Annotated in this window: 21 protein-coding genes; 8 read left to right on the forward strand and 13 right to left on the reverse strand. The window is 71.4% G+C overall.

Annotated features, from left to right (window positions below; translation table 11 throughout):
* Positions 1 to 4: 4 nt before the first annotated feature.
* A complete protein-coding gene (locus tag JT362_RS30510; RefSeq protein ID WP_260195305.1) occupies positions 5 to 1,201 on the reverse strand; it encodes an acyl-CoA dehydrogenase family protein in 1,197 nt (398 codons plus the stop codon).
* 108 nt (positions 1,202 to 1,309) lie between these two features.
* Entirely contained in the window at positions 1,310 to 1,483 is a 174-nt protein-coding gene (locus tag JT362_RS30515; RefSeq protein WP_260195306.1) for a hypothetical protein, read from the reverse strand.
* A 174-nt stretch (positions 1,484 to 1,657) separates the two neighbouring features.
* Between JT362_RS30515 and JT362_RS30520 the strand changes: the two genes are divergently transcribed.
* Entirely contained in the window at positions 1,658 to 3,004 is a 1,347-nt protein-coding gene (locus JT362_RS30520) for a polysaccharide lyase family 7 protein (protein ID WP_260195307.1), read from the forward strand.
* A gap of 302 nt (positions 3,005 to 3,306) precedes the next feature.
* Here the strand turns inward: JT362_RS30520 and JT362_RS30525 are convergent, their stop codons facing one another.
* Both JT362_RS30525 and JT362_RS30530 read right to left on the reverse strand, forming a co-directional pair.
* On the reverse strand, positions 3,307 to 4,164 hold the full coding sequence (locus tag JT362_RS30525; protein WP_260195308.1) for an HpcH/HpaI aldolase/citrate lyase family protein: 858 nt from the start codon (positions 4,162 to 4,164) through the stop codon (positions 3,307 to 3,309).
* Positions 4,161 to 5,219 carry an HpcH/HpaI aldolase/citrate lyase family protein gene (locus JT362_RS30530; RefSeq protein WP_260195309.1) on the reverse strand — a complete coding sequence of 353 codons (1,059 nt, stop codon included), beginning with the start codon at positions 5,217 to 5,219 and terminating at the stop codon, positions 4,161 to 4,163. The genes JT362_RS30525 and JT362_RS30530 overlap by 4 nt, the downstream gene beginning before the upstream one ends.
* Positions 5,220 to 5,340: 121 nt before the next feature.
* On the opposite strand from JT362_RS30530, the gene JT362_RS30535 reads away from it, so the two are divergent.
* On the forward strand, positions 5,341 to 6,630 hold the full coding sequence (locus JT362_RS30535) for a magnesium transporter MgtE N-terminal domain-containing protein (protein ID WP_260195310.1): 1,290 nt from the start codon (positions 5,341 to 5,343) through the stop codon (positions 6,628 to 6,630).
* A gap of 2 nt (positions 6,631 to 6,632) precedes the next feature.
* Positions 6,633 to 7,151 carry a DUF1003 domain-containing protein gene (locus JT362_RS30540; protein WP_260195311.1) on the forward strand — a complete coding sequence of 173 codons (519 nt, stop codon included), beginning with the start codon at positions 6,633 to 6,635 and terminating at the stop codon, positions 7,149 to 7,151.
* Positions 7,152 to 7,167: 16 nt separating this feature from the next.
* Here the strand turns inward: JT362_RS30540 and JT362_RS30545 are convergent, their stop codons facing one another.
* Positions 7,168 to 7,620, reverse strand: a complete 453-nt coding sequence (locus JT362_RS30545; protein WP_260195312.1) for a MarR family winged helix-turn-helix transcriptional regulator — start codon at positions 7,618 to 7,620, stop codon at positions 7,168 to 7,170.
* 92 nt (positions 7,621 to 7,712) lie between these two features.
* Between JT362_RS30545 and JT362_RS30550 the strand changes: the two genes are divergently transcribed.
* A complete protein-coding gene (locus JT362_RS30550; protein ID WP_260195313.1) occupies positions 7,713 to 8,858 on the forward strand; it encodes an Mrp/NBP35 family ATP-binding protein in 1,146 nt (381 codons plus the stop codon).
* Positions 8,859 to 9,344: 486 nt separating this feature from the next.
* Here JT362_RS30550 and tatB read toward each other — a convergent pair whose 3' ends face one another.
* The 4 genes from tatB to sigE all read right to left on the reverse strand — a co-directional run bounded on the left by tatB (position 9,345) and on the right by sigE (position 12,655).
* Positions 9,345 to 9,740: a Sec-independent protein translocase protein TatB gene (gene tatB / locus JT362_RS30555; protein ID WP_260195314.1), complete on the reverse strand. Its 396-nt coding sequence runs from the start codon at positions 9,738 to 9,740 to the stop codon at positions 9,345 to 9,347.
* Positions 9,741 to 9,788: 48 nt separating this feature from the next.
* Positions 9,789 to 11,306 (reverse strand): S1C family serine protease, encoded by a 1,518-nt coding sequence (locus JT362_RS30560; protein WP_260195315.1) that lies wholly within the window; start codon positions 11,304 to 11,306, stop codon positions 9,789 to 9,791.
* A 117-nt stretch (positions 11,307 to 11,423) separates the two neighbouring features.
* Positions 11,424 to 12,008, reverse strand: a complete 585-nt coding sequence (locus JT362_RS30565; protein ID WP_260195316.1) for an anti-sigma factor family protein — start codon at positions 12,006 to 12,008, stop codon at positions 11,424 to 11,426.
* Entirely contained in the window at positions 12,005 to 12,655 is a 651-nt protein-coding gene (sigE, locus tag JT362_RS30570) for an RNA polymerase sigma factor SigE (protein ID WP_260195317.1), read from the reverse strand. The genes JT362_RS30565 and sigE overlap by 4 nt, the downstream gene beginning before the upstream one ends.
* A 182-nt stretch (positions 12,656 to 12,837) precedes the next feature.
* Between sigE and JT362_RS30575 the strand changes: the two genes are divergently transcribed.
* The gene (locus tag JT362_RS30575; protein ID WP_260195318.1) at positions 12,838 to 13,488 is read left to right on the forward strand and encodes an O-methyltransferase; all 651 of its coding nucleotides are present in this window, start codon (positions 12,838 to 12,840) and stop codon (positions 13,486 to 13,488) included.
* A gap of 18 nt (positions 13,489 to 13,506) precedes the next feature.
* Here the strand turns inward: JT362_RS30575 and JT362_RS30580 are convergent, their stop codons facing one another.
* Both JT362_RS30580 and glgC read right to left on the reverse strand, forming a co-directional pair.
* Complete coding sequence (locus tag JT362_RS30580) at positions 13,507 to 13,800, reverse strand: hypothetical protein (protein WP_260195319.1); 294 nt, start codon at positions 13,798 to 13,800, stop codon at positions 13,507 to 13,509.
* A gap of 35 nt (positions 13,801 to 13,835) precedes the next feature.
* A complete protein-coding gene (glgC, locus tag JT362_RS30585; protein ID WP_260195320.1) occupies positions 13,836 to 15,053 on the reverse strand; it encodes a glucose-1-phosphate adenylyltransferase in 1,218 nt (405 codons plus the stop codon).
* Positions 15,054 to 15,100: 47 nt separating this feature from the next.
* On the opposite strand from glgC, the gene glgA reads away from it, so the two are divergent.
* Together glgA and JT362_RS30595 are read left to right on the forward strand one after the other, a co-directional pair.
* Positions 15,101 to 16,261, forward strand: a complete 1,161-nt coding sequence (gene glgA, locus JT362_RS30590; protein ID WP_260195321.1) for a glycogen synthase — start codon at positions 15,101 to 15,103, stop codon at positions 16,259 to 16,261.
* Between the two features lie 78 nt (positions 16,262 to 16,339).
* Positions 16,340 to 16,846, forward strand: a complete 507-nt coding sequence (locus tag JT362_RS30595; RefSeq protein ID WP_260195322.1) for a GtrA family protein — start codon at positions 16,340 to 16,342, stop codon at positions 16,844 to 16,846.
* On the opposite strand, the gene JT362_RS30600 is transcribed toward JT362_RS30595, so the two are convergent.
* Both JT362_RS30600 and JT362_RS30605 read right to left on the reverse strand, forming a co-directional pair.
* Complete coding sequence (locus JT362_RS30600; protein ID WP_260195323.1) at positions 16,768 to 18,285, reverse strand: leucyl aminopeptidase family protein; 1,518 nt, start codon at positions 18,283 to 18,285, stop codon at positions 16,768 to 16,770. The genes JT362_RS30595 and JT362_RS30600 overlap by 79 nt on opposite strands.
* A gap of 34 nt (positions 18,286 to 18,319) precedes the next feature.
* Positions 18,320 to 18,487: a DUF3117 domain-containing protein gene (locus tag JT362_RS30605; protein ID WP_260195324.1), complete on the reverse strand. Its 168-nt coding sequence runs from the start codon at positions 18,485 to 18,487 to the stop codon at positions 18,320 to 18,322.
* Positions 18,488 to 18,671: 184 nt separating this feature from the next.
* Here JT362_RS30605 and JT362_RS30610 point away from each other — a divergent pair, with 184 nt between their 5' ends.
* The gene (locus JT362_RS30610; RefSeq protein WP_260195325.1) at positions 18,672 to 19,472 is read left to right on the forward strand and encodes a PaaX family transcriptional regulator; all 801 of its coding nucleotides are present in this window, start codon (positions 18,672 to 18,674) and stop codon (positions 19,470 to 19,472) included.
* The last annotated feature ends 17 nt before the right edge of the window (positions 19,473 to 19,489 follow it).

Below are 19,489 nucleotides of genomic sequence, written 5' to 3' on the forward strand. Positions count from 1 at the left end.
CGGATCAGGACTTCGTGCGGTATTCGCGCAGCAGGCCCCGGCTGATGATGGTCTTCTGGATCTCGCTGGTGCCCTCGCCGATCAGCAGGAACGGGGCCTCGCGCATCAGCCGCTCGATCTCGTACTCCTTGGAGTACCCGTAGCCGCCGTGGATCCGGAAGCTCTCCTGGGTCACCTCGACGCAGTACTCGGACGCGATCAGCTTCGCCATGCCGGCCTCGACGTCGTTGCGCGCGCCGGAGTCCTTGAGCCGGGCGGCGTTCACCATCATCAGGTGCGCGGCCTCGACCTTGGTCGCCATCTCCGCGAGCTTGAACGCGACCGCCTGGTGCTCGGCGATCGGCTTGCCGAACGTGTGCCGCTGCTGGGCGTAGTCGACGGCGAGCTCGAACGCGCGGATCGCGATGCCGCACGCGCGGGCGGCGACGTTCACCCGGCCGACCTCGACACCGTCCATCATCTGCGCGAAGCCCTTGCCGGGAGCCTCGCCGAGGACCTTGTCCGCGCCGATCCGGTAGCCGTCGAACACCGCCTCGGTGGTGTCGACGCCCTTGTAACCCATCTTGTCGATCTTGCCGGGGATGGTCAGGCCGGGCGCGACCTCGCCGAAACCCGCCGGCTTCTCGACCAGGAACGCGGTCAGGTTCTGGTGCGCCTTCGCCGCGCCCTCGTCGGTCTTCACCAGCAGGGCGATCAGGTTCGAGCTGCCGCCGTTGGTGAGCCACATCTTCGCGCCGTCGACCACGTAGTCGTCCCCGTCGCGCCGCGCCCTGGTCTTGATCGCCGCGACGTCGGAGCCGAGGTCGGGCTCGGACATGGAGAACGAGCCGCGGACCTCGCCGGTCACCATCCTCGGCAGCAGGTCGCGCTTCTGCGCGTCGGTGCCGTGGTGGCGGACCATGTGCGCCACGATGAAGTGGGTGTTGATCACGCCGGAGACGCTCATCCAGCCCCGGGCTATCTGCTCGACCACCAGCGCGTAGGTGAGCAGGGACTCGCCGAGCCCGCCGTACTCCTCCGGGATGGTGAGGCCGAACAGGCCCATCTCCCGCATCCCGTCGACGATGTCCTGGGGGTAGGCGTCGTCGTGCTCCAGGTGCTGGGCGTGCGGGATGATCTCCTTGTCCACGAAGTCGCGGACCGTCGCGAGGATCTCCTGCTGGATGTCGGTCAGTCCGGCGGTCTGGGCAAGGCGGGCCATGGCGGGCGCTCCCTCGGCGGAGTCACGGACAACTGGTTACCGGCCAGTATCACGTGGTCGACGTCCTGGTGCGGGCCGAAGGTGGGCGGCGCCACTCGCTTGCACGGTTCAGCCGACGCGGGCCTCCACGCGGGTGCCGCAGCCGCGGCAGTCATTGGCGAGCACGTAGACGTCCTGGCCACAGTGGTCGCAGGACTTGAAGCTCCGCTCGAACAGGTCATCACGGGAGGCGCGGCCGAACAGGCCTCTTCGCCCCTCCTTGCTGATCCGGTGCTTTGCCATGGCCACACTCTCACCCGAAGAGGTGGCCAAACGCCAAGGAATCGCCGTTATCTGTGCGTTATATCACCGCAACCTTCGCGTATTGTCACGGCATCTTTCCGCTGCGTACGGGGAGGTGGCAGGAAGGCGACAACGGGTATCCACTCGACCACGGCGGTCACCACCATGACGGGCATGAAACGGGTTGGAGTGTTCGTAGCCACCGGCGTGGTCGTGACGGGTGCACTGGTCGGGGTGTCGCTCCTGGCCACCCAGTCCCAGCAGGCCCCGGCGACCGAGGACGGCGCGCCGGAGGGGCAGGTGATCCAGGCCATGCGCGCGGGAGCCGCGGCCTGTGACCTGCCGTCCCAGGTGCTCGACCTGAGCAACTGGAAGATCCAGCTGCCGATCGGCGAGGAGGAGAGCCCGGACGAGGTCACCCAGCCGGAGCTGGACGGCTACCGGGTGGACCCGTGGTTCGTGCCGAACCCCGCCTGCGACGGCGTCCGGTTCCGGTCCGCGGTGAACGGGGTGACCACCGGCGGCTCCAACTACCCGCGTTCCGAGCTGCGCGAGATGAACGGCGGTGAGGAGGCGTCCTGGTCGTCCTCCGACGGGACGCACAGCATGACCATCGACCAGACCGTCACCCACCTCCCCAACGACAAGCAACACCTGGTCGTCGGCCAGATCCACGGCGGTGACGACGACGTGTCGGTGTTCCGGGTGGAGGGCACGAACCTGTACGTCACCAACGGAGACGACGCGAACTACCAGCTGGTGACCGACGACTTCCAGCTGAACACGCGGTTCCAGGTGCGGTTCGAGGTGTCCGACGGCACGATCAACGCGTTCTACAACGGCCAGCCCGCGGCCACCCTGAAGGTGGACTTCAGCACCGGCTACTTCAAGGCGGGCGCGTACACGCAGGCCAACTGCTCGAACTCGAGCCCGTGCGACGAGAGCAACTACGGCGAGACCATCATCCACAACGTGACGCTGAACGGCAGCGCCCCGCAGCCGCCGCCGAGCGATGCTCCGGCCCCGCCGACCAGCAGTGCCCCGGCGCCGACCAGCGACGCTCCGGCCCCGCCGCCGGTCGAGAACCCGGCCCCGCAGCCCCCGCCGGTCGAGAACCCGGCCCCGCCCGCGGCCGGCCCGCTACCGGTCGCCACGGTGGCCGCGAGCGGCCACGACGGCAACGAACCGGAGAACACCCTGGACGGCGACCGCGACACCCGCTGGTCCGACGAGGGCGACGGCGTGTGGATCGGCTACGACCTGGGCGCGGTCAAGAAGGTCGGCTCGGTGCGCCTGGCGTGGCACAAGGGCGACACTCGGCACCACACGTTCCAGATCCGGACCTCGACCAACGGAACCGACTGGACGACGAGGTTCACGGGCAGGAGCGGCGGCACCACGTTGCGGTCGGAGACCTACGACCTGGCCGACGCCAACGCCCGGTACGTGCTCGTGGTCGGCTTCGGCAACACCGGCAACGACTGGACCAGCATCACCGAGACCGCCATCTACCCGGCCTGACTTGTCCACAACCTGACCAGTTGTCCACATGTCGATCTTCGTACCCAGCCCCGTGACCTTCGACCGATAGACTGGCAAGGCGGGACGCCCCCTGGGTCTGGGTGGGGGTTTGTGTAGGGGCTGGGGCGAGGCGAACAGTGCTGTGGGAGCGGGCGCGGTCTCGTGCTGATCGCTCGGGGCCGCGCCTGCGTGGTGGTCGTGGGAGGGGCTGCGCGTTCACGTGATCGTGGCGGCGAGCGACGGCCTGTGACGGGGGCACGGATGCTCGCCCGCGTTGTTCGGCATCGACGGGTTCGGGCACGTCAACTGGGGTTTGGGCTCGCGTTGGACACGGCTGCGGCCAGGGCCAGTACGCGGCGGGCGTTGTCCACGTGCAGGTTCTCGATCATGCGGCCGTCCACGGTGGCCACGCCTCGACCCTCGGACATCGCGGTGTCGAAGGCTTCGATGACCCGGTTGGCGTGGGCGACGTCCTCGGCGGACGGGGCGAAGATCTCGTTGCACGGGGCGAGCTGGCCGGGGTGGATCAGGGTCTTGCCGTCGAAGCCGAACGCGCGGCCCTGCCGGCACTCGTCGGCGAAACCGTCCGGGTCGCGGACGTCGTTGTAGACGCCGTCGAGGATCGCCTTGCCGGTCGCGCGGGCGGCGAGGACGCAGGTCGAGAGCGCACCGAGGAGGGGCGCTCGGCCGGGGACCTGCCCGGCACGCAGCTCGTTGACCAGGTCGTTCGTGCCGAGCACCAGGACGGTCAGCCGGTCGCTCGCGGCCGCGATCTCCGCGCAGCGCAGTACCGCGGCCGGAGTCTCGATCATGGCCCAGATCGCGATGGGCTCGGGTAGGGCGTCCTCGATCGCGTGTACCTCGGCGGGCGATCCCACCTTCGGCACGACCACGGCGGCGGGGCGGGCTTCGGCGACCGCGCGGAGGTCGTCGGCGTGCCAGGGGGTGCCGGCGGCGTTCACCCGGATGGTGACCTCGTGAGCGCCGTAGTCACCGGACGTCACCGCGGTGCGGACGCGGTCGCGGGCGGCCGGCTTGGCGTCGGGGGCCACGGCGTCCTCGAGGTCGAGGATCAGCGCGTCGGCGGGCAGTGTCTTCGCCTTCTCCAGTGCGCGCTCGTTCGCGCCGGGCAGGTAGAGGGCGGAGCGGCGGGGCCTCATGCCTTGGCCTCCTCGTAGGCGGCGGCGAGTTCCGGGTCGCGGGCGGCGAGGTCGTCGGCGAGGGTGGCGATGACCTGGCACTGCTTGACGGTGGCGTCGTCCTGCATCTTGCCGTCGAGCATCACGGCGCCGGTGCCGTCGCCCATCGCGGCGATCACTCGGCGGGCCCAGGCCACCTCGCCCGGGTCCGGGGAGAAGACCTTCCTGGCGATGGCGATCTGTGCCGGGTGCAGGCTCCACGCGCCGACGCAGCCGAGCAGGTAGGCGTTGCGGAACTGGTCCTCGCAGGCGACCGTGTCCCGGATGTCGCCGAACGGGCCGTAGTAGGGCAGGATGCCGGCCGCGACGCAGGCGTCGACCATCCGTGACACCGTGTAGTGCCACAGGTCCTGCTGATAGGTGACGCGTCCCTCGGAAAGGTCGTCACCCACCGGATCGGTGCGGACGAGGTAACCGGGGTGGCCGCCGCCGACCCGGGTGGTCTTCATCCGCCTGCTCGCGGCCAGGTCGGCCGGGCCGAGGGAGATGCCCTGCATCCTCGGGCTCGCCAGCGCGATCTCCTCGACCCGCGCCACCCCGCTCGCGGTCTCCAGGATCGCGTGCACCAGCAGCGGTCTGGTCAGGCCGGCACGGGCCTCGAGCTGGGCGAGCAGCCGGTCGACGTAGTGGATGTCCTCCGGCCCCTCGACCTTCGGCACCATGATCACGTCGAGCTTGTCACCGACCTCGGTGACCAGCGTGATCAGGTCGTCCAGCACCCACGGCGAGTCGAGGCTGTTCACCCTGGTCCACAGCTGGGTGTCGGCGAAGTCGACCTCGCGGGCGATGCGCACCAGCCCGGCGCGGGCGGCCTCCTTGCGGTCGGCGGCGACCGCGTCCTCGAGGTTGCCGAGCAGCACGTCGGCCTTCGGCACCATCTCGGGCACCTTCGCGGCCATCCGCTCGTTGCCCGGATCGAAGAAGTGGATCATCCGGGACGGGCGGAACGGGATCTGCCGCACCGGTTCCGGCGCCCCGACCGCGAGCGGCGCGAAGAAGTCCTTCGGTGAGCGCATCGTTGCCTCCAACCCTGGGCTACTTGCCGGTAACCCTAGGGCGCGTCCGGTCCGGTCGCCGTGCTCGTGTCGCGAAGGCCACGCCGGGTGGGCGGGCGCCGGGACGGATAGCCTGATCGTCGTGGGTGCCGGGAACAGGGTGTTCGTCGCGCAGCTGACCGGCCTGCCGGTGTACGGGCCGGACGGCGAGTCGATCGGCAAGATCCGCGACGTCGTGGTCACCCTGCGGCCCGACCACCAGCCGCCCCGAGTGCTCGGCACGGTCGTGGAGCTGGCCACCCGACGCCGGATCTTCGTGCCGATGCTGCGGGTGACCTCGATCGACGCCACCGCCGTGACGCTCGCCACCGGCTCGGTCAACCTGCGCCGGTTCACCCAGCGCCCCAACGAGGTCCTCGTGGTCGGCCAACTGCTCGACGCCCGCGTCACCATCACCGAGGACGGTGCGAACGCGGTCGTCGTCGACGCAGCCATGGAGCTGGCCCGCACCCGCGACTGGCTGCTCGGCCGGGTCGCGGTGCAGTCCCGCAACGGCCGGCTCGGGCGGCTGAGCCGGCGCGGACCGGTGCGGGTGCTGCGCTGGGAGGAGGTACGCGGGCCCGGGGTGACCGACCTGGCCCGGCTTCCGCAGGGCACCGCGCAGCTGCTGGCCGTGTTCGACTCCATGCGCGCGGTCGACGTCGCCGCCGCGCTGCGCGAGCTGCCGGCCAAGCGCCGCTACGAGGTGGCCGACGGCCTGGACGACGAGCGGCTGGCCGACGTGTTCGAGGAGCTGTCGGAGGACGACCAGAAGGACCTGCTCGCCCATCTCGACGAGGAGCGCGCGGCCGACATCCTGGGCGCGATGGACCCCGACGACGCCGCCGACCTGCTCGGCGAGCTGCCCGAGGACGACAAGGACCGGCTGCTGGAACTGATGGAGGCCGAGGAGTCCGACCCGGTCCGGCGGCTGCTGGCGTACTCGGCGGACACCGCGGGCGGGCTGATGACGCCGGAGCCGATCGTGCTGTCCCCGGACGCCACGATCGCCCAGGCGCTGGCAATGGTGCGCAACCCGGACATCACCCCTGCGCTGGCGAGCATGGTGTTCGTCTGCCGGCCGCCGTCGGCCACGCCGACCGGGCGTTACCTGGGCTGCGTGCACCTGCAGCGGCTGCTGCGCGAACCGCCGGGCGAGCTGGTCGCCGGCGCGCTGGACACCGAGCTGGCCCGGCTGCCGCCGACCGCGACGCTGACCGACGTCACCCGGTACTTCGCCGCCTACGACCTGGTGTGCGCGCCGGTCGTGGACGACGCGGACCACCTGCTCGGCGCGGTCACCGTGGACGACGCGCTGGACCACCTGCTGCCGTCCGGCTGGCGCGACGAGGGGCTGTGGGAGCCGCACGGCCCGACCGAAGGCGAGGCCTGACGATGCCCGAACCCCGCCGGCGGCTCGACCAGCCGCGATCGACCCGACGGCTGCGGCTGCGGGTGTCGGTCGACCCGGAACTGGTCGGCCAGGTGTCCGAGCGGCTCGCCCGGTTCCTGGGGACCGGGAGGTTCCTGTTCTGGCAGACACTGCTCGTGATCACCTGGATCGCGTTGAACCTGTTCGCGGTCACCCTTCGGTGGGATCCGTACCCGTTCATCCTGCTGAACCTGGCGTTCTCGACCCAGGCGGCGTACGCGGCGCCGCTGATCCTGCTGGCGCAGAACCGCCAGGACAACCGGGACCGGGTGTCGCTCGAGGAGGACCGGGCGCGGGCCGCGCAGACCAAGGAGGACACCGAGTTCCTCGCCCGCGAGCTCGCCGCGCTGCGGTTGGCGGTCGGTGAGGTCGCCACCCGCGACTACCTGCGCGGTGAGCTCGAGAAGCTCCGCAAGGACCTGAAGCGGCGGCCGACGCCGGAGTCGATCCGCGAGGACGCCCGCTGGGCGGATTCGCCCTAGTCGGCCCTGGTCGGCCCTAGTCGGACAGCCGGGCGCACAGCTCGCCGAAGGCGGCCAGCTCCTTGTCGTCGAAGTGGTCGATGAAGTGCCGGACCACGCCGGACAGGTGCGTACGCGCGGCGTCACGGAGCGTGTCCACGCCCTTCGTGGTGAGCACCGCGACGATCCCCCGGCCGTCGCCGGTGAACCGTTCCCGGGTGACCATGCCGGCAACCTCGAGTCTGTCGACCAGTCGAGTGACACCCGATCGCGACAGGAGTACGGCGTCGGCGAGCTCGGCCATCCGAAGCCGGCGTTCGGGTGCCTCGGCGAGCTGGACCAGCACGTCGTAGCCGCCGAGGGAGAGCGGGTGCTCGGCGACGAGCTCGGTCTCCAGGACACGGATCAGCCGCGCGTGGGCGCGCAGGAAGGCACGCCAGGCCTCGAGTTCGCTGCTGTTCGGCAACCGGTTCACGGCTGGGTCCGCCACGATCGTGATGTTACGGAATGCGTCTGTCCACCCGCATGACGACGATCGCGGTCACCGGACCGACTGTAGAGGATTGCCCGTAGCATGAGGGTGTGACGACCAGCGAGCCAACTCGGGTTCCCGCCGTCGAGGCCGTGCGTGCGGCGCTGGCCACGGTGCAGGACCCCGAGATCCACAAGCCCATCACCGATCTCGGCATGGTCAAGGACGTGACCATCGGCGAGAACGGCACCGTTCACGTGGAGATCTTCCTGACGGTGTCGGGCTGTCCGCTCCGCGACAAGATCAACCGAGATGTGACCACAGCGGTCTCGGCTGTCGAGGGTGTGCGCCATGTCACTGTCGAGATGGACGTGATGAGCGACCAGCAGCGCACCGAACTCCGTCGGAAACTGCGCGGCGACGCCGAGGAGCCGAAGATCCCGTTCGCTGAACCGGGGTCACTCACTCGGGTGTACTGCGTGGCGTCCGGCAAGGGCGGTGTCGGCAAGTCCAGCGTGACGGTCAACCTGGCGGTCGCGATGGCCGCGCGGGGCCTGTCGGTGGGCGTGGTCGACGCGGACATCTACGGCCACTCGGTGCCCAGGATGCTCGGCGCCGACGGCCGGCCGACGCGGGTGGAGAAGATGATCCTCCCGCCCGAGGCCAACGGCGTGAAGGCCATCTCGGTGGCGATGTTCACCCAGGGCAACACCCCGGTCGTGTGGCGCGGGCCGATGCTGCACCGCGCGCTGCAGCAGTTCCTGGCCGACGTGTTCTGGGGCGACCTCGACGTGCTCCTGCTGGACCTGCCCCCGGGCACCGGTGACATCGCGATCTCTGTCGCGCAGCTGATCCCGAACGCGGAGATCCTGGTGGTGACGACTCCGCAGCAGGCCGCGGCGGAAGTCGCCGAGCGGGCCGGGTCGATCGCCCTGCAGACGCGGCAGCGCGTGGCGGGCGTGATCGAGAACATGTCGTGGCTGGAACTGCCGGACGGCACCCGGATGGAGCCGTGGGGATCGGGCGGCGGCCAGACCGTGGCCGACTCGCTGTCGCGGTCGGTCGGCGCGGAGGTGCCGCTGCTGGGCCGGGTACCGATGGACCCGAGGCTGGTCGAGGCCGGTGACCATGGCACCCCGCTGGTCACGTCGGTGCCGGACGCCCCGGCATCGGAGGTCCTGACCGAGATCGCGACGAAGCTGTCCACTCGTGCCCGCGGCCTGTCGGGCCGAATGCTGTCGGTCTCCCCCGCCTGAGCCGGCCGTCCCGCGCCTCGACCCCGAGCGACCCCGCGGCGACGGGCGACTGAACGTACGGGCTCGCCGGCCGGCCACGAGGTGGGACCGGTGCTCCGGGCACACCGCTCCGGCCGGACACGACGGATCCCGACAGTCCATTGCGATCGCAAATTACCCACGTCAGACCGCCCCCTCAGCCGCAAGGGGGACCCCTGGCTTTACCTTACCGGCGAACACCGACGAACTGGATCACGCGGAGCCATTCCTGTGGACAACTCCGCATGGTTGTGGACAACTAGGGTCGGCTACTGGTTTGACCAGCATGGCGTGCATTGGGGAACCGCTGACTCCCGAGTGCGGATCCGAGGACGCGGCACGGAAACCGAGAACCCCACAGGCCCGGGTCGAGCACCCACCGCACGGCGGCCTCGGGCTTACCCAGCCCCGAACGGGAGACGCGTGGCTCGATCACCGCGGGCGACGGGTCCTGAAGCGAAACCCGCGTCAGGTGGCGTCGGGGTCGAAGGGGGCGGACTTTTCGCCGGCGGTGGGTTGGGGTGGGGTGTCGCGTTTGGGGGTCGACGGGGGTGGCGGGGTGTGGCCGTTGGGCTTGGTGTGGCCGTTGCCGGAGTCGACGTCGTCGAACAGGTGGCGGGTGACCGCGCGCCTCGGGTCGAAGTTGCGGAGTTGCTGCAGGTCCTCGAGGGGCTTGCGGAGCTCGTCGAAGTCGTCGCCCATTTCGTTGCGGAGTTGGTCGCGGGCGCCGGTCGCGTACTCGCGAACCTTGCGGACGTTGCGGCCCAGCCACGCCGCCGCGCCGGGCAGGCGTTCCGGACCGAGGATGAACAACCCGGCCACGATGATGATGAGGATCTCGGCCCAGCCGATGCTGTCGAACACTGTGGCCTTCCTCCGCCGCGCGTACCTTCTCGGGACCAGGGTAGCCAATCAGTCGGACTGCAGGGTCACCTGAACGGTCAGCTCACGTCCGCTGCGCGCGAGCACCACCGGTACCCGCTCTCCGACCTCGTGTTTGCGGACCGCCACGATCAGTTCCGCCGCGTCGGCGATCTCGCGGTCCCCGACCTTGCGGATCACGTCGCCCTGGCGGATACCCGCCTTCTTGGCGGCACCGTCGTCGCGGACGTTCTGCACGCGTGCGCCGTCCGCGGTCTCCGCCGACACCGACGCCACGTTGACGCCCAGGTCGGCGTGGCTCACCTCGCCGTCGCGGATCAGGGCCTCGACGATGCCCCGTGCGTCGTCGATCGGGATGGCGAAGCCGAGGCCGATGCTGCCGGTGCTGTTCCCCGCCGGGAGGATCGAGGAGTTGATGCCGACCAGCGCACCGGCCGAGTCGACCAGGGGGCCACCCGAGTTGCCCTGGTTGATCGCCGCGTCGGTCTGGATCGCGTCGTAGACGGCCGGCTCGCCGTCCTCCTCGCCGGCCAGGACCGGGCGGTTGAGCGCGCTGACGATGCCCTCGGTGACCGTGTCGGTCTGCCCCAGCGGGGAGCCGACCGCGAGAACCGTGTCGCCGACCTCGAGGTCGGACGAACGGCCCAGCTGGATCACCGTCGGGTTCTGCACGTCGACCTTGATCACGGCCAGGTCGGTCTTCGCGTCCCGGCCGACCAGCTCGGCCTCCGCGCGGGTGCCCTCGTTGAACAAGACCGTGATCTCCTGGCCGGTGGTGACCGTGCCACCCGCCGTCACCACGTGCTCGTTGGTCACGATGTAGCCGTTGCTGTCGATCACCGCGCCGGAGCCGGACACGGCGTTCTGCCCGAACCGCACCTCGATCGTCACGACCGCGGGGCGCACCCGCTTCGCGATGTCGGAGATCGAGCCGGCCGGGCGCTCCTTGCCTGGCGACACCTGCGCCAGCGTGACGTCCTGGTTCAGCCGCTCGCCGCCTCGGCCGAGGTAGTAGCCGGCCACCCCGCCCGCCACGCCGAGCAGCACCGCCACCAGCACGAGCGTGAGCAGCGCGGTCACCTTCACCCGGCGCCCGAACAGCAGCTCGGGCAGGCTGAGCTGCTCCCCGGCCGGGCGCTTGGCCTTCCGGTCGCCGTCCCGGTCGTCGTTCTCGGCGCCGATCGCGGGCGGGCCGATCACCGCCCCGGTCCCCGGGTCGCGCCACGGGTCGGCTGCGGCCTCGTCGTCCCACGGGTCGACGCCGTTCGGCGATTCCTCGCGGGGCGGGCGCTGGAGCAGCTCGGTGGTGCCCTCCGGCCGGCCGAACGCGGTCGCGAGCGACTCGGGGGCCGGCGGCGCGGTCCTGAGCTGGTCGAACGCGGCCCGCGTGCCCGCCGTTCCACCCGGCGGCGGGGAGAACGCGCCCTCGACACCGTCGGGCCGGCCGAACGCCGCCGCGCTGGACGGGTCGACCTGGGGCCGGTGCAGCGGACGTGGCCCCAGCCTCGGCCGGTCGTTCGACGGCTCGGGGGTCTGCTGGTCGTTCATCGCTGCTCAGCCTGCCTGATGACCGGTGAAGTCGGCGTAGCGGGGAAAACGAGGACGACGCCTCCCTCGCGCCGCGCGCGGGAAAGGCGTCGTCTGGAAACGAGTTCTCGGACCGGCTCAGCGGCCGGTGGTGTGCAGCACGTAACCGGCCTGCTGGATGTGGTCGGCCACGCGCGGGCGCTCCGGTTGCGGGCTCGCGGGTGCCGGATGCTCGTCGCTGTTCGTGGTGACCAGGGCCAGCGCGCCGAGCACGAGGCCGGACACGACCACGCCGGCGCCCTGTGCGGTGCGGCGGCCGGGCCGCCGGCCGAGGACCGCCTGGCCCTCACCGAGCTTGGCGGAGGAGCCGAGCGGCGGGCTCGACCCGAAAGGGGTCGGCATGCGCTCCGGCTTCTGCACCACCACCAGCTGGCCGTCGTCGGTCATCGCCAGGCCGTCGGGGGCGGCTGGGGTTTCGACCTGCTGGGGGATGGCGCGCAGGGTGGCGAGCAGACCGGCCGGCACGGACGGCGAGTCGGCGGACTGGACCGCGGACGCGGCCTGCCGCTGCGCCACGATGTCGGCCAGACACTGCGGGCACCGCGCCATGTGGGACGACGCCCGGTCGTGCGCGGTGGCCGACAGTTCGCCGTCGACGAACGCCACCACCACGTCCGGCAGAAGGTGCTGTTCGGACAGACCCCAACCGCGCTCGTCGGTCACGACCTACCCTCCCGTACCAGTTCCCGGCGCCGCTCGAGCGACGCGCGCAACGCCTGCCGCCCACGGTGGATCCTGCTTCGGACAGTACCCAACTTCACGCCGAGGGTGGCGCCGATCTCCTCGTAGGAGAGTCCCTCCACGTCACACAGCACGACCGCGGCACGGAACTCGGGCGGCAGCTCGTCCAGCGCGGCCTGCAGGTCGGGGTCGAGATGGGTGTCGACATAGACCTGCTCCGGGCTCGGGTCGTCGCCCGCGAGCCGGTCGGTGTCCTCGGGCAGGCCCTCCATGCGCAGCCGGGACCGGCGGCGGGCCATGTCGAGGAAGAGGTTGGTGGTGATGCGGTGCAGCCAGCCCTCGAAGGTGCCCGGCTTGTAGTTCGACAGCGAACGGAACACCCGGATGAAGGTCTCCTGGGTGAGGTCCTCGGCGTCGTGCGCGTTGCCGGTCAGGCGGTAGGCGAGCCGGTACACCCGGTCGGCGTGCTCGCGCACGACCTCGTCCCACGACGGCGGGGTCCAGTTGGCCTCGTCGAGCTGAACTGGCTCGGCAACAGCGGTGCCGGTCGACTGGGTCTGCATCGGGCGGGTTGCCACCTCCTCGGGGCGCTCTGCCCCACTGCCATGCACAACGTCCGTGGCGCTCATCGTGTTCCCCACCCCTGCCGTTCCGGTCCAGGCACTGACCTGTACCGCCTGATCGTCCCCGTCAAACCTGATTCTGGATGCCTCCGATATGAAGGTAGTGAGAGCCGGCTGAGAGGCGGCTGAGAAACCGGCGGGCGGTACGTGCACCCGATTTCGCCCGGACAACGCTAATCTCACACGTCGTGGCATCCGATACGCCGACGATCGACTCGGACGCGCTCAACGCCTACGTCGAGGGCTACCTGTCGGAGGACGACGCCCTGACCGGCGCGCGGGCCAGGGGCGTCGAGCTCGGGTGCTCGCCGATCTCCTGCGGCGGCGGGGCGGCGCTGCGGTTCCTCGCGACCACGCTGCGGGCAAGAGCGGTGGTCGAGATCGGCACCGGATCCGGCGTCAGCGGCCTGTACCTGCTGCGTGGGATGGCCCCGGACGGCGTGCTGACCTCGATCGACGTCGAGCCGGAGCACCAGCGCGCCGCCAAGCGCACGTTCGCCGACGCCGGCTTCGGGCCGGGCCGCGCGCGCTTGATCATGGGCCGGGCGCTGGACGTGCTGCCGAGACTCACCGACGAGGGCTACGACCTGCTGTACGTCGACGGGGCCAAGGCGGAGTACCCGGCCTACCACGAGCAGGGCGTGCGCCTGCTCCGCCCGGGCGGCGTGCTCGCGTTCGACAGCGTGCTGTGGGCGGGGCGGGTGGCCAACCCGGCCCGCCGCGACGCCGAGACCGTCGCCCTGCGCGAGGTCGCCCGCGCCGTCCGCGACGACGACCGCCTGGTCCCGGTGCTGCTCCCGCTCGGCGACGGCCTCCTGATCGCGGCCAAGGTGCCCTGAAGGTGACCTTCAGGGCGCTCAGCTGCTCTCCGAGGCCACGAACGCCCCCACGGCGAACCCCGCGGCCAGGCCCATCACCAGGATCGCCCAGCCACCGCCGCTCCACGACGACTCGCCCTGCCACCAGCCCCACACGGCCGTGGTGACCAGCGCGAACGGCATCAGGGTGACCACGCCGCCGATGATCCCGGCGCCGAGACGCAGGCTGCTCCTCCGGCGCGCGGCCGGGCCGCCCGCCCGCGCGTCGGAGACCGGGGACATCTGCCACATGGCGCGGTACGGGTCCTGCTCGGGCGGCGGTTGCGGCTGCATACGTCAACGGTATGCGCCCACGGCGGGAAGGGAACCTACTTGGCACGTTCTCCCTTGCCGAGTACCACGACCCCGCCCGGGCTGACCGTGTACCGCTCGCGGTCGACGGCCAGGTCGACCCCCACCTGGGCGCCGTCGAGCACCGCCACGTTCTTGTCCAGGATCGCCCGGCGCACCACCGCGCCCCGGCCCACCCGCACGCCGGGCAGCAGCACACTGCCCTCGACCACGGCGCCGTCGGCGACCTGCACGTCCGAGCTGATCACCGAGTCCTTCACCGACGAGCCGGAGACGATCGAGCCCGGCCCGACGATCGACTCCACCGCCGACCCCGTGTTCACGAACTTCGCCGGCGGCAGCGGCGGCGTCGCGGTGCGAATCGGCCAGCGCTGGTTGTAGAGGTTGAACACCGGGTGCACCGACACCAGATCGATGTGCGACTCGTAGTAGGCGTCCAGCGTCCCGACGTCGCGCCAGTACCCTCGGTCGCGCTCGGTGGCGCCGGGGACCTCGTTGTCGTCGAAGTCGTAGACCATCGCGCCGCTCTCGGCGACCAGCATCGGGATGATGTCGCCGCCCATGTCGTGCATCGACTCGGGGTTCGCCGCGTCCGCGCGCAGGGCGTCGAGCAGCACCTCGGTGCGGAAGACGTAGTTGCCCATCGACGCGAACGTCACGTCCGGGTCGTCCGGCACGTGCGGCGGCTCCGCCGGCTTCTCCAGGAACCGGGTGATCCGCCCGTCGGCGTCGGAGTCGATGCAGCCGAACGCCTTGGCCTCGGTGCGCGGCACCCGGATCCCGGCGACCGTCACGCCCGCGCCGGACTCGACGTGCTGGGCCACCATCTGCGACGGGTCCATCCGGTACACGTGGTCGGCGCCGAACACCACGATGTGGTCCGGGCTCTCGTCGTACACCAGGTTCAGCGACTGGAAGATGGCGTCCGCGCTGCCGGTGTACCAGCGGGGGCCGAGCCGCTGCTGGGCCGGCACCGGGGTGATGTACTGCCCGAGCACGCTGGACAGCCGCCAGGTGGTGGAGATGTGCCGGTCCAGCGAGTGCGACTTGTACTGGGTCAGCACGCACAGCCGGTGGTAGCCGGCGTTGACCAGGTTCGACAGCACGAAGTCGATGAGCCGGTAGTTGCCCCCGAACGGGACGGCGGGTTTGGCCCGGTCGGCGGTCAGCGGCCAGAGCCGCTTCCCCTCACCACCGGCGAGCACGATCGCGAGCACATGTGGCTGGGCCTTCACGTGCCGACCCTAACCGCGCGCCGTCGCTCCCGGCTACCGTGACGGGCGTGCGTATCGGCCTGTTGACCCGAGAATGGCCGCCTGAGGTCTACGGCGGCGCCGGCGTGCACGTCGAGTACCTGGTGCCGGCGCTGCGCGAGCTGGTGGACGTGGACGTGCACGCGTTCGGCGCGCCCCGCTCGGCGGAGGGGGTGCACTCGCACGAGGCGGCGCCCGGGCTCGAGCACGCCAACCAGGCGCTGCGCACGCTGTCGGTCGACCTGTCGATCGCGGCCGCGGTCGACGGCGTGGACCTGGTGCACTCGCACACCTGGTACGCCAACCTCGCCGGGCACCTGGCGAAGCTCCTGCACGGGGTGCCGCACGTGGTCACCGCGCACTCGCTGGAGCCCCGCCGGCCGTGGAAGGCCGAGCAGCTCGGCGGCGGGTACCGGCTCTCGTCCTGGGTGGAGCGGACCGCCTACGAGGCCGCGGACGCGGTCATCGCGGTCAGCGAGGGCATGCGGGCCGACGTGCTGTCCTGCTACCCCGCCCTGGACCCGGCGCGGGTGCACGTGGTGCGCAACGGCATCGACTCGGCCGCGTACCACCCGGTGACCGAGGACGACGCGCTGCGGCACTACGGGGTCGACCCGGACCGGCCGTTCGTGGTGTTCGTGGGGCGGATCACCCGGCAGAAGGGCGTCGGTCACCTGGTCGCGGCGGCGCACCAGTTCGACCCGTCGGCGCAGCTCGTGCTGTGCGCCGGCGCGCCGGACACGCCGGAGATCGCCGAGGAGACCCGCGCGGCGGTGTCCGAGCTGGCGGCCGCGCGGCAGGGCGTGGTCTGGATCCAGAAGATGCTGCAACCGGCCGAGGTGCGGCAGCTGCTCAGCCACGCGGCGGTGTTCGTCTGCCCGTCGGTGTACGAGCCGCTGGGCATCGTGAACCTGGAGGCGATGGCGTGCGGGACGGCGGTCGTCGCGTCGGACGTCGGCGGCATCCCGGAGGTCGTCGCGGACGGTGAGACCGGGCTGCTGGTGCACTACGACGAGGCCGATGAGTCAGCCTTCCGGGTGAACTTGGCGGACGCGGTGAACACGCTGCTCGCCGACCCCGCGCGGGCGCGCGCGATGGGCACGGCCGGCCGGGCGCGGGCGGAACGCGAGTTTTCCTGGGCCGGCGCGGCCACCAGGACGGTGGACGTCTACCGGTCGATCCAGCCCTGATCTCTTCCGGGCGGACTCCGGGTGATCTCGGGGTGATTCCTGAGAGCGCGTTCAGCGAACCAGGACTAGCTTGGCGTTGTGGCTGAGACATCGACGACGTCCCGACTCCGGATCCGCTTCGCGCGGTTCACGGTGGCGTCCGCGATCGCCACCGGCATCAGCCAGGTGGTGCTGCTGACCGTGTACTGGGTGGGCTGGAGCGAGGACGCGGCGGCGGCGAGCACCATCGCGTTCCTGGCCGGCTCGGTGCCGCACTTCCTGATGGTCCGGTACTGGGCCTGGCGCGACACCGACCCCGGCCGGTTGCGCCACCAACTGACCACGTACTTCACCGTCACGCTGATCAGCGGGATGGCGTCGATCGGCCTCACCACGGTCGCCGAGCAGGCCTTCTTACCCCTGGTGTCCGACCAGGGCTGGCGCGCGGTGATGCTCGTGGCCAGCTACCTCGCGGCGAGCGGCCCGGTGTTCCTGGTCAAGTTCGCCCTGTTCGACCGGGCGTTCGCTCACCGCTCGTACCCGGCGACGAGCTCGACCAGGGTGCGCGCGGCGAACCCCGTGGCGCCGGCCGTCACCTCGTCGTAGGTGCTCTCGGCCCTGGCCGGGCCGGCGATGTCCAGGTGCGCCCATGGCAGGCCGTCGGTGAACTCCCGCAGGAACATCGCGGCCGCGATCCCGCCGGGACCGTCGGGGCACTGCGAGACGTCCGCGAGGTCGCTGCGCAGGGTGTCGGCGAACTGGTCGTCGACGGTGTCGAGGTCCGACGCCAGCGGCATCCGCCACCAGCGCTCACCCGCCCGCGACCCGGCCGCCGAGACCCGGTCCCAGACCGCGTCCCGGCTGGCGAACGCGCCGCCGGTGCGCAGGCCGAGGGAGACCTTCATCGCGCCGGTGAGGGTGGCCACGTCGACGAGCAGGTCCGGCGACAGCCGCGTGACGGCGTAGGCCAGCGCGTCGGCCATGACCATCCGGCCCTCGGCGTCGGTGTTGGTGACCTCGGTGGTCCGTCCGCCGAAGTGCCGCACGACGTCACCCGGCCGGTACGCCGAGCCGGAGACGTGGTTCTCCGCACACGGCACGAGCCCGGTGACCCGCACGTCCGGTGCCAGCGCGGCCAGCGCCTCCATCGCGGCGATCACCGCCGCGCCGCCGGACATGTCGGTACGCATCAGGTGCATCCCGTCCGCCGGCTTGATCGAGATGCCCCCGGTGTCGAAGGTGATCCCCTTGCCGACCAGTACGACGTGCGGCGCCCCGTCCCGGCCGGCCAACGCCAACTCGACGAACCGCGGCGGCCGGCTCGACCCGCCGCCGACCGCGAGCACGCCACCGAAGCCCTGCTGGGCGAGCCACCGGTGGTCGCGCACGGTCACCCGCACGCCGGGGGCGCGCCCCGCCGTGCGTTCGGCCATCCGCGCGAGCCACGCCGGATCCTTGACGTTGGACGGCGTGTTCGCGAGATCCCGGGCCAGCGCGGTCGCCTTCGCCAGCACACTCGCCCGCCGCACCGCCGCCGCCAGGACACCCTCCTCCGCACCGGTGACCAGCTGGATCGTGCGCAGCCGTGGTGGTGCGGGCTCGCCGGTGACCACGTAGCCGTAGCCGCCGAGACGCAGCCCGAGCACCAGCTCACCGACCTCGTCCGCGCCGAGACCGGCGGGCAGTTCGAGCGCGAGCGTGCGCGCGACGACCTCCCGTCCGGCGTCCGCGTCGCGGGCGAGGGCGGCGTGCACCGCCCTGGTCAGCGCCGCGCCGGCGGTGCGCCAGTGACCGGGATCTCCCTCCCCGGCCCCGACGACCCACCGCACGGACGAACCGCCTGGTCCCGGCTGGACCTCGCCGGCCCGCCCGGTGAGGGCGACCGACTCCATCCACTCCCCGCTGAGCTCGGTCTCCCGGCCCGGCACCACCGGCGTGGGGTCACCGCTGTGAGCCACCACGGCCAGCGGTACGCCCCGCCGGACGGTGGCGCGGAGCTCTACGTCGGGCAGTGCCGTCGGTAGTGCGGGTACCGACGTATGCACATGTCCTCCACTCTGGACAGCTGGACGGCAGGGGTCAGCCCGTGGTGGCCTTCAACGCGTCCCCGAGAGCGCTCGCCTCCTCCGCCGACATCTCGACCACGAGGCGCCCACCACCCTCGAGCGGGACGCGCATCACGATGCCCCTACCCTCCTTGGTCACCTCGAGGGGACCGTCACCGGTCCGGGGCTTCATGGCCGCCATAGCGTGCTCCCTCCGTCATAGCCTGCCTCTTCGCCCGGGGCCCACCCGCACGAAGACGGTGACATTCTCCCCTATGCCATCTCGGCGGTGAAATCGAACCGATCAACTGCGTGTCGATGACCGGCAATTATGCGCCGGGAACCCACTGGCGCGGGGCACGTACCGGCTGACAGACTCGAAAATCGTGCGAGCCAGGTCCGCGCTGTTCGACGTGTACGGCAGCTACCTCAGGGCGCGTGGCGGCGCTGCCGCCATCGCGGCTCTGGTGCGCCTGCTCGAGCCGCTCGGCTTCGAGCCGCCGGCGATCCGCACGGCCGTGTCCAGAATGGTGCGTCAGGACTGGCTGCGCCCGGTCCGGCTCGCCGACGGTCCAGGATACGCGCTGACCAGCCGCGCGGAGCGACGGCTCGACGAGGCCGCGGCCAGGATCTACCGCACCGGTCCCTCCACTTGGGACGGTCGCTGGCAGGTGCTGGTGCTGGAGGAGCTGCCGACCCGGTCCGCGCGGGAGCGGCTCGACTCGTCGCTGCGGCTGCTCGGCTACGGCCCGCTCGGCCCGACGACGTGGGTGGCGCCCCGGCCGTCGGCCGCGCTGACCGAGACGCTGGCGGCCGAGGGTCTGGCCGGGCGGGTGTTCCTCGGCGCGCACGACGGCGACGACACCGAGCTCGCGGCCAGGGCGTGGGACCTGTCGGCGCTGGGGGCCGACTACGCGGCTTTCGTCACCGAGTGGTCACCCAGGGTGTCCGCTGTGGACGGTACGGTGCCGGCGCTGGCGTTCGCCGCGTCCCAGCGGCTGCTGCACGCGTGGCGCAAGTTCCTGTTCCGCGACCCGGGGCTGCCGGCGTCGCTGCTGCCGGCGGACTGGCCGGGCACGGTGGCGGCGGAGTTCTTCGACCGGGAGACCGCGCGGCTGGCGCCGGCCGCGGACGCCTTCCTCAACGACTGCCTGACCAGAGGTACCCGCGCGCGATCGAGCGCCTGACCATGTGGAGGTAGAAG

Origin of the sequence: Actinophytocola gossypii (assembly GCF_025165815.1) — a bacterium.
Classification (GTDB): Bacteria; Actinomycetota; Actinomycetes; order Mycobacteriales; family Pseudonocardiaceae; genus Actinophytocola; species Actinophytocola gossypii.